The following is an 8,079-nucleotide window of genomic DNA, read 5'->3' on the forward strand; positions in this document are numbered from 1 at the left end:
CCGAGGGCTTAACCTATGAGAATGTCACTTGAAAGTCAAAACGTCGGTTTCAAAAACCGTGTCAACTTCTTTCAGGGTATTCTTAACCCCTATTCTTAAACGGCCTCTGACTACGGAGTGTTGGAATGATCTGACCCAACGCCTTTATCCCCGCTCGTTGGGGAATTCCTGCAGATGGGGGACACCCCTCGGTGGATTCAATCATAGTCGGTTGGCGGCTCGTGGTGAAATACGTATCCCTCCGTATTTTTGGTGAAAAAGGCACCTAGTTTTCGCCCTCTCTACTTTCAACAAAAGACGGAGGCCTTGAGGATTGAATTCGGGGATATGCGTGAAGCTCCTGATTCAGTCCATATCCTTCCGACCGGCAATTCTGGTTCCGGCAGCGAAGAAAGCGATGGCGTAAACAATCATCACTGCAATACCGGTACCAAAATGCGGCTTGAACTTATCCCCTTCAGAACTCCCGTTGTTGGCTGCATCTAGGACCTCCGTGATGAGTTGTGACGGCCATGTCACCATGAACCACGGATTCACATCCAGGCTGTACAGAATCCCGGCGAGGATGGGCAGAATCATGAAGAGGAAGAAAAAGCCGATCAGTGTGGATGGCAAGGTCTTCTTGAAGAGGCTGCTAAAAAAGTAGATGATGCTCACTACGCTGCATGAATAAAGGGTTGCTGTAACATACGATTTGCCCAGTTGTCCGGGGATTTCGCCTGCGCCAAAGAGATGGACAATCTGCACCGTCACGATCAGATAATAAATGGAGACGGTCATCAGCGTAGCAGTGAGGGCTGCCAGATATTTCCCGGTGAAGATCGCTGTGCGCCTCTGTGGTGTGGGAAATAGCAGCAATGCGGTCTTCTTCTCAAACTCCCCCGATATGGCATCGCCGGTGAACATGGCCCCGGAAAGGATCACCAGAAAGGTCAAGAATATCAGACTGTTGGAGGCAAAATCCCTGGCGGTATCGGCCGGGCTGATATAGAAAAGAAGCGGCACGATAATGGCCAGCGCGGCCACAATCAAAAGCCTCTTGCGCTTCCGGTGTTTGGTGAGCTCGAATCGCCACGAAAGGTAGGTATCGTAAGAGTCATGCTTGAGCGACGCCATCATTGCACTCCCTTTTCCTTTCCCATCAGGGAAATGTAGTAGTCTTCGAGTCCCAGGCTATCGGGATTGTAGGAGATGATCTCCAGATTCATGGCCACCAACTCCCGCAGTATCTGATAGCTGGTCGGCATTTGGCCATCGAAATGGATTCGGATCGTCTGATCGGTGACTTCGAGATTGTGCACTGAGGGAATGGCTCTGATGCCCCCGATTTCCTCGTTCGAAAGAGGCCGGGAGAACTCCACCTTGACGGCCTTCGATTCCCTTCGACCGGCGATATCCCCTATCGCTTCAGACCTGACCACCTTTCCCTTGTCCAGAAAGATGACGCTGTTGCAAACTTCGGCAACCTCTCCCAGAAGATGGGAACTCAGGAAAACGGTCATGCCCTCGCTTTGAAACTGACGGATCAGCTCGCGGATATCCCTGATCCCGATGGGGTCCAATCCCATCACCGGCTCATCCAGCAAAAGGACCTCCGGTCGATGGAACACCGCCTTGGCAATGGCCAGTCTGCGATGCATCCCGGTGCTGAAGGAGCCGACTTTCTTGTGCGTCCAGTCCGATAGCTTCACCCTCTGCAGGGTCTCCGTGATTCGCCGATCGATATCCTTCTTATCAAAGCGATAGACCCTGCCGAAATAGGTCAGCATCTCGTATGGGGTAAGATATTCATAAATGCCGGGGACCTCGATCAACGCGCCCACTCTTCCCAGGACTTCTTGCGGCGACCGGGTGACATCGAGACCGTTGACGAATGCTTGTCCCGAAGTGGGCCTGATCAGCTTGGTGAGGACTTTGATGGTGGTCGTTTTCCCTGCCCCGTTCGGCCCAAGGTATCCCACCACCTCTCCTTTTTTGATCTTGATCGAAACGCCATTGAGCGCGGTGAAGCCATTCCCATAGCGTTTCACCAGATTATCCGTTTGAATTGCATATTCCACTCTTTGATCTCCTGAAGATTTCCAATACTATTGATCTTAGCACGAAACACCCCGCCTGTCATGAGACATAAGGCTTAGTCGGACACTGGAGCGTGCTTGCCCGTCGCCGGGGCCTGTGCTAAGATACTCGTCGGATAGGGCAGATTCTTCAAATGCGTATCATTCTTTTGCGACACGGGCGGACGGAATGGAATGAGCAGAAGCGATTTTCCGGGAGGGCCGACATCCCTCTGGATGAAACTGGCATCGAACAGGTCAAAGCAGTAGCAGAAAGGCTTGCGAGTTCTGATGCAGCGGCCATCTATTCCAGCCCTTTGAGAAGAGCCCTGATGACTGCCCGGCCTATCGCTGATCGAATCGGCCTGGCCATTCAACCCCTGGACCAGCTCACGGATATCGACTGCGGCACATGGCAAGGGCTTTCGACAGATCAAGCACGCGCACAGGATGGCGATTTGTATCGTCGGTGGCTGGAGTCTCCTCATCAGATCAGATTCCCCCACGGTGAGAGTTTTCCGGAAGTCCGCGAGAGGGTCACCGGCGTAGCGAAGAGACTGCTGGATGAGCATTCCGATCAGACGGTAATCATGGTCTCCCATGTAGTAGTGTGCCGGATACTGGTTTGCATTGTTCTGGGGCTGGATGATTCGCACTTCTGGCAAATTGGTCAGGATGTCTGCGCCGTCAATACCATCACCGCCAGAGAAGGTCGGTTTATGCTCAATTCGCTCAATGATACCGGTCATCTGAAGGGTCTGGGGTAATCCGTGAATGTCTCAGAGGTGAATTGGCTGTTGGCCTCGGCGTATGGGGATCGGCCATGGCAGCCTCACCACGACCCGCTTTCGGAATTGGTGGCCACGATTCTTTCGCAGAACACTTCCGATGTGAATTCGCATCGGGCATATGATTTGTTGCTGGGTGCATTTGGGGATTGGGAAACAGTTGCCGCGGCGGATGTGGCCGATATCGAGCGGGCGATCCGATCGGGAGGGCTCTCAAGAGTCAAAGCAACCCGGATCAAAGATATCCTTCAAAAAATTCTGGAGGAGCGCGGCTCGCTGAACCTGGCTTTCCTGGATCAGCTGCCGATTGATGAAGCTAAAGTATGGCTGCGGAAGTTGCCCGGAGTCGGGCCGAAGACGGTGGGATGCGTGCTCCTGTTTTCTCTGGGCAAGCCGGTTCTTCCTGTGGATACGCACGTCTATCGCGTTTCCCGGCGGCTGGGGCTGATCCCTGTTAAAATCAGTGTGGAACAGGCGCATCAAGTGCTGGAGGCCATGGTTCCGCCGGCAGATGTTTACCAGTTTCACATGAACATGGTCCAGCATGGTCGGCAGGTCTGCAAATCGCAGCGGCCTAAGTGTTCGATCTGCGTTTTGAGAGGAGTGTGTGCTTGGAACGGGAGCGATTCGAAGAACTAGTTGAACAGGCGGTGGAGGGTTTGCCGGAAGAATTCCAGGAGCGACTGGAAAACCTCGCTATTATGGTGGAGGACTGGCCCACCTCGGAGCAATTGAGAGAGGCAGGAATCGGCCGTCGGCAGGATCTGCTGGGACTCTATGAAGGAGTGCCTTTCCCCCATCGGGGGAGCGGCTATAACATGGTTTTGCCGGACCGGATCACCATCTTTCAGAGACCCATCGAGTTGCATTATTCCTCCGATGAGAGTACCATCAAAAAAATTCAGGACACGGTGCGCCATGAGATCGCCCATTATTTCGGCATCAGCGATGAAAGGCTCCGGGAGATCGGGAGATATTGATCAAAAGAGGTAAATCATGATAAAACCCGTAAACGTAGGAATCATCAACGTCACCGGCTATATCGGCATCGATCTGGCCCGAATCCTGAGCCAGCATCCAGGCGTCAAGCTGGTTTCGGTTACAGGGAGAAGCGCCGCCGGGCAGAAGCTGGGCGACGTTTTTCCTCATATGGCGAGTGTTGATATGGTCATCGACTCCGAACTGAGGGACGTCGAGGTGGCATTTGCGGCGCTTCCTCACGGGGATAGCGCCAAGGCTGTGGTGGAGGCTCTGGAGCGGGATATCCGGGTGATCGATGTGAGCGCCGATTTCCGCCTCAAAAACTCTGCCGAATATGAGCGATGGTACAAAGTCAAACACCATGCCCCGGAGCTTCTGGGTGAGGCGGTTTACGGATTGCCGGAGCTGCATCGCGCCGAAATTTCGGGGGCTCGGCTGATCGCCAATCCGGGATGTTATCCCACGTGTTCTATCCTGGCCCTGGCACCTGCATTGCGGGAGGGACTGATCGAGTCGGATATCATCATCGACAGCAAGTCTGGCGTCTCCGGAGCGGGCCGAACCCTCACGCTTAACACTCACTTCGCCGAGGCTAATGAGAGTGTTTCCGCCTATGGGCTCGATGGGCATCGGCATCTGCCGGAGATCGTGCAGGAGCTGCGGGTTCAGTCCGGAAGCAAGCCACTTTCCGTGACCTTCGTCCCGCACTTGATCCCGATGACGCGCGGCATGTTGAGTACGTGTTACGCCAGGCTGCGCAGGGAGATGAAGGCCGAACAAGTACGGGAGGTCTATAAGGATTTCTACCGCGATGAACAATTCGTGAAGGTGGTCGATAAGCCGCCGCAGACCAAACAGACGCTGGGAAGTAATGTTTGTCTGATTCACCCCACGGTCGATCCCCGCACCGGGAAGCTGATCGTCATCAGCTGCATCGATAACCTGGTCAAGGGCGGAGCCGGACAGGCCGTTCAGAACATGAACCTGATGCTGGGGTACCCGGAGGGGATGGGGTTGGGAGCGATAGCGATCTATCCTTAGTGAATCTCTGATCAAGTCGCGCAGGATACTTCCTGCCGCAGGCCTGCCATCGACCAAATCGGGGGGGTGTCCCCCAAGTTTGTTCTTCTTCCCCCTTTCCCGTTTACGGGAGTGAGGGAAACTCCTCCAAGATAGTGGCTGGAGGGCTTGCCCTTGATCGAGATCAGTGGGCAGAAAGTTCGAGATTCAGAGAGTTATGATCATGAAAACACCGGATTATTCCATTCTGGACGACCCCCTGATCCTGGGGTTTGCTTTCTATCCTCGTCAGGACTGCACGCCTACACCACCCGATGCTACGGATCACATGGTGCCGGTAGATGAAGGTGTATCGGTCTTTTGCCGCTTTTACGCTATTGAGCGGAAATCGCCCACCATCCTGTATTTCCACGGCAACGGAGAGGTTGTCTGCGATTACGATGATGTTGCCCCTATCTATAGCCGGATCGGCATCAATCTATTTGTGGCAGACTACCGCGGATACGGCAGGAGCGGTGGACAGCCGACGTTTTCGGCCACCGTTTCCGATGCTCATGTTGTGTTCAAGTACTTTATGAAGACTCTGGCATCAGGCGATTACACCGGGCCTGTTTTTGTGATGGGCCGCTCACTGGGAAGCATCTCGGCGATTGAACTGGCTTCAGCCTATCCTGAAACAATAAAGGGACTGATTCTGGAGAGTGGTTTTGCTAGCTTTGCCCGCCTGTTCCGGCACATGAGCTTTCCGATGGGGATTCATGGCCTGGACGATTTGGAAAGGGCAGGCATGGAAATGGTTCGCAGAATCAGAATGCCAGCCCTCATTATCCACGGCGAATACGATTCGCTGATCCCGCACAGCGAGGCGGTTCTCTGCTACGAAAATCTCGGATCGGAGAACAAGCGACTGGTGACCATTCCCAAAGCGGATCACAATGATATTCTCATGGCAGGGATCGAGCAGTACTTTGAAGCCATCGGGAATTTCATATACCCGGGCCACTGAAAAGCGGATTTCCCGGTTCCCATTCTGGCATCGGAGGCGGCTACAATGGATAGCGAGTTACAGCAGAAGATAAAGGTATCGAGTGTAAATGGGAAGTTGCCCTGTGCAGCGGCTTTCAAGATTGCCAGGGATCTAAAGATCGAGCCGCGGAGCGTCCGGGAAGCTGCCGATGATCTCAAGATAAAGATATCGGCGTGCCAACTGGGCTGCTTCCCCTAGGCCAGCAATCGGAAAGATGTTTTGACAGTTACCCTTTCTTAACGATTCGTTTACCAAATGTTTACTTGAATATTCAATTCGAAATGCTAGTATAGGTTCAAATGGATATGAACCATTTTCGAAACCTTCTCCCGGCAATCTCACTGATGAAATGTCTCCTTGCCGCGTTGACCATTTTGGTGATTGCTGATGGGATTGTAACGCAATTCCTCGTTGGGCGAGGATTCGCCAGGGAGGGGAACCCATTCATGGAACCCCTTGTGGGAGAGAACTTTTTCCTTCTGGTGAAAATAGTGGGGGCGGCAGTGTGTGCTTATCTCCTGTGGGACATCTATAAAAGATGGGCGAAGCTCGCCTTGATCAGCACCTCCTGCCTTGTTGTCTGCTATGGAGCCATCGTCACCTGGAACGTGAGCACTTATTTCATTGCCAATTAACCCTTTCGTCTTTTCCTCTTTTCAATTCCATGTCTCGGAAATCGTTGCCGGCCTTCAAATAAGCAATCTCCTATCAAGTTCTTACCATCCCCCGATCTGGTCTATGACAAGTCCGTGGCCCTGATTTAGGCCTTTCTTCTCAACCTTTCTGCATGCCTGCCCCCAGAAAAGTTGCGAGCCTTCACGCTTGAGGGGGGGTCGACAATCTCATATGCTAGGAATTGTCAAGTTTACTCTCTGCTTTCAGCGATAGGCTTATGGGCAGGCAAGTGAAAATTAAAACCAGTACGGAGTGAACCAGACCATATCACCGCAGCTGGGGACCAAAGTATCAAGGTGGAGATATAACGCGAGATTGTTCGGAGCAGTTTTTATATCCTGTTTGGAGAGGTGCAAAGTGAGAGAATTGACAATCGGAAAGACCAGAGGGTTGCAGCAAATGTCCAATTCAAAGGGCATTTTCACCATGTGCGCCGTGGATCATCGAAGGTCTCTGCGCAAGATCATCAACAAAGGGAATCCTTCATCCGTTGCCTATCAAACCATGATGGACTTCAAAATGGACATCTGCGAAACGCTTGTGCCTCATTGCGGCTCGGTGCTGCTGGACATTTATAGTGCCAGCCGGGCCATTGCCTCCAATGCAATCTCCGGCAAAACAGGCCTCTTAATCAGCTTGGAAGTGGCCGATGATGATCCCTATGACGATGACGAGCAGTTCAGCGCTTTTCTGGTCGACTGGAATGTAGATACCATCAAGGGTATGGCGGCATCAGGCGTGAAGATACCTCTATTCTATCGACCGGACTTGCCGAATGTTGCCTCTGTGCAGCTGAGCACCGTTACCAAACTTGCCTACGAATGCCAACAAGCCGACATAGCCCTTTTCATCGGCCCCAAGTCTTACATGGTCCCCGAGTTGGAGAAAGACTATTGGACATATGCTAAAAAGAAGCCGGATCTGTTGATTGAGACCGTCCGACAGCTTTCAACATTGCCGATTGATGTGCTCAAAGTCGAGTTCCCTGCAGACATCTCCTATGAGCCAAACAAAGAACGGTTACTCTATCTTTGCCAGCAGATGAATGAGGCATGCCGGGTGCCGTGGGTGCTGCTCAGCGGCGGGATCAGCTTTGAAGTCTTCCAATGGCAGTTGGAAATAGCCTGCAAAGCAGGCGCTTCAGGATTCTTAGCCGGACGGGTCCTCTGGCAAGAAGCGGCAATGATTGACTCCCGGTGGGAAAGAACCAAGTTCCTGAAAACTACCGCCACTGATAGGCTCAATCAACTGATATCGTTGGCCGATAGTTATGCCAAACCATGGCACAGAAAGCTGGAAACCAGCAACAACTACATTGTTCCGGACCTGAATGAGGTGTGGCAGGAAAACTACCAGAAAGTCCGCGAACAGGTGAAACCCGAAAAGACGGTTGCGCGTGAAGATCACTAGTGTCATGTCACGTAATGATTGACGGATAAAGGCGTCTCAATTTTACCCTGGCGTCATCTATGGTGAAATGCCAATTGATCTTGGCATTCAGATTGTTTCTGCTCTTGCACCATGCCTCGAC

At 52.6% G+C, this 8,079-nt stretch carries 10 protein-coding genes; 8 read left to right on the forward strand and 2 right to left on the reverse strand.

Annotation, left to right across the window (positions count from 1 at the left end; all coding sequences use genetic code 11):
• Window positions 1–345: 345 nt before the first annotated feature.
• Window positions 346–1,119, reverse strand: a complete 774-nt coding sequence (locus PHV74_13335; protein MDD5095341.1) for an ABC transporter permease — start codon at window positions 1,117–1,119, stop codon at window positions 346–348.
• The gene (locus PHV74_13340) at window positions 1,116–2,060 is read right to left on the reverse strand and encodes an ABC transporter ATP-binding protein (GenBank protein ID MDD5095342.1); all 945 of its coding nucleotides are present in this window, start codon (window positions 2,058–2,060) and stop codon (window positions 1,116–1,118) included. Before PHV74_13340 ends, PHV74_13335 begins: the two co-directional genes overlap by 4 nt.
• A gap of 152 nt (window positions 2,061–2,212) precedes the next feature.
• Here PHV74_13340 and PHV74_13345 point away from each other — a divergent pair, with 152 nt between their 5' ends.
• The 8 genes from PHV74_13345 to PHV74_13380 all read left to right on the forward strand — a co-directional run bounded on the left by PHV74_13345 (window position 2,213) and on the right by PHV74_13380 (window position 7,958).
• The gene (locus PHV74_13345) at window positions 2,213–2,824 is read left to right on the forward strand and encodes a histidine phosphatase family protein (protein ID MDD5095343.1); all 612 of its coding nucleotides are present in this window, start codon (window positions 2,213–2,215) and stop codon (window positions 2,822–2,824) included.
• Between the two features lie 3 nt (window positions 2,825–2,827).
• On the forward strand, window positions 2,828–3,484 hold the full coding sequence (locus PHV74_13350; protein MDD5095344.1) for an endonuclease III: 657 nt from the start codon (window positions 2,828–2,830) through the stop codon (window positions 3,482–3,484).
• Window positions 3,451–3,825: a metallopeptidase family protein gene (locus tag PHV74_13355; GenBank protein MDD5095345.1), complete on the forward strand. Its 375-nt coding sequence runs from the start codon at window positions 3,451–3,453 to the stop codon at window positions 3,823–3,825. The genes PHV74_13350 and PHV74_13355 overlap by 34 nt, the downstream gene beginning before the upstream one ends.
• 16 nt (window positions 3,826–3,841) lie before the next feature.
• Entirely contained in the window at window positions 3,842–4,867 is a 1,026-nt protein-coding gene (gene argC / locus PHV74_13360) for an N-acetyl-gamma-glutamyl-phosphate reductase (protein MDD5095346.1), read from the forward strand.
• 196 nt (window positions 4,868–5,063) lie between these two features.
• A complete protein-coding gene (locus PHV74_13365; GenBank protein MDD5095347.1) occupies window positions 5,064–5,852 on the forward strand; it encodes an alpha/beta hydrolase in 789 nt (262 codons plus the stop codon).
• 45 nt (window positions 5,853–5,897) lie between these two features.
• Window positions 5,898–6,071 (forward strand): hypothetical protein, encoded by a 174-nt coding sequence (locus PHV74_13370; protein MDD5095348.1) that lies wholly within the window; start codon window positions 5,898–5,900, stop codon window positions 6,069–6,071.
• A 146-nt stretch (window positions 6,072–6,217) separates the two neighbouring features.
• Complete coding sequence (locus PHV74_13375) at window positions 6,218–6,508, forward strand: DUF5658 family protein (GenBank protein MDD5095349.1); 291 nt, start codon at window positions 6,218–6,220, stop codon at window positions 6,506–6,508.
• A 397-nt stretch (window positions 6,509–6,905) separates the two neighbouring features.
• The gene (locus PHV74_13380; GenBank protein MDD5095350.1) at window positions 6,906–7,958 is read left to right on the forward strand and encodes a tagatose 1,6-diphosphate aldolase; all 1,053 of its coding nucleotides are present in this window, start codon (window positions 6,906–6,908) and stop codon (window positions 7,956–7,958) included.
• The last annotated feature ends 121 nt before the right edge of the window (window positions 7,959–8,079 follow it).

Source organism: Dehalococcoidia bacterium (assembly GCA_028711995.1).
In the GTDB taxonomy this organism is placed as follows: Bacteria; Chloroflexota; Dehalococcoidia; order SZUA-161; family SpSt-899; genus JAQTRE01.